Here is a 1,412-nt window from a genome sequence, read left to right on the forward strand (position 1 = left end):
CTAGTAGTGCTTCGTTAGGTTCTGGCTCTGGTTCTGCGTGTGGTGAGTGGTCGGCCGCAGGTGGTGCAGGTGCCGGTCCAGCACCTCAGCAGGTCCTGGAGGGCATCGAGGACCTGGTAGAGGGTCAGGCCGGCGCTTGGGCTTTTGGGTCGAGCCGCCGGAGGGTGAGGAAGGCCTGGGCGGCGGTGACGAGGGTGACGTGGTGGTGCCAGCCGCGCCAGGTGCGGCCTTCGAAGTGGTCCAGGCCCAGGCCGTGCTTGAGTTCGCGGTAGTCGTGCTCGATCCGCCAGCGCATCTTGGCCCACCGCACCAGGTCGGCGACCGGGGTGGTGGCGGGCAGGTTGGTCATCCAGTAGCCGGTCGGCTCGTCGGCTTCTTCGGGCCGTTCGACCAGCAGGGTCCGCAGCGGCAGCACGCCGTCCCAGTGACGGGGTCCTCCGGCCTGTTCCTGGGCGGTGCGGGTGGCTTCCTTGCCTGACGGCCTGACCTGGAGCACGGCGAAGTGCGAGGTCATCGAGGACTTGCTGCCCTGACGCCAGGTGACCTTCTGAAAGACGGTGGCATCGTCGATGAGCCGGGGCAGAGGCTTCCCCGCCTGGCGGTAACGGGGCAGGGTGGGCGGTCCGAGCCCGCCGTAGGCGGGCTGATACGGCTCGGCGGTCACCGGCCGTGCGACCTCCTTCGGGTCGACGGCCATCACATAGGACCAGCCGCGCTCTTCCAGCGCGAGCCGGAAGGCCACGCTGCGGCCGTATCCGGCATCGGCCACGATCACCGGCACCTTCAGTTGCTGCGCGGCCAGCCGGTCCAGCAGCCCCAGAGCCAGACGCGTCTTGGACACATGCCCGGCCTCGTCGGGTATCCCTGCCCGCTGCCGTCGCCGGTCATCGTGCGCCCATTCCTCGGGCAGGAACAGCTCCCACTCCAACGGGCACGAGGCGGTGTCGGTGGCCGCGTGCACGCTGACCGCGACCTGGCAGTTCGCCCGCTTGCCCAACGCTCCGCAGTACTGACGGGCCACTCCCGCCGAGGCGGTGCCGCACTTGGGGAACGACACATCGTCGATCACCCACACCTCGGGCCGGACAGCCTGGCACAGCCGCTGGGCGATCCGCCGCCGCACCGGCAGCGGATCCCACGGCGACTGGTTCACGAACTGCTGCAGGGCCTGCATGTTGCCGTCCGGCAGCCGCTCGGCCATCGGCTGGATCGACTTGCGTCGGCCGTCCAGCATCAGACCCCGCAGATAACACTCGCCCCACCGCCGCTGATCCCGCCGCGGCACAGAGGCGAACACATCGGCAACGAACTCCGCTAACTCACCCCGGAGCCGTTCCACCTCCCCCAACCTCATACCAGGACAATGCCCACCACCAGCCGAGATCACCCAACGTAACGAAGCACTACTAGGG

1 protein-coding gene is annotated in these 1,412 nt (G+C 68.8%); it reads right to left on the reverse strand.

What is annotated here, in order from left to right; all coding sequences use genetic code 11:
- Positions 1 to 124 precede the first annotated feature (124 nt).
- Positions 125 to 1,354 carry an IS701 family transposase gene (locus tag ACWC21_RS41310; protein ID WP_450889992.1) on the reverse strand — a complete coding sequence of 410 codons (1,230 nt, stop codon included), beginning with the start codon at positions 1,352 to 1,354 and terminating at the stop codon, positions 125 to 127.
- Positions 1,355 to 1,412: the final 58 nt, after the last annotated feature.

The sequence above is a fragment of the Streptomyces sp. NPDC001348 genome (assembly GCF_053597535.1).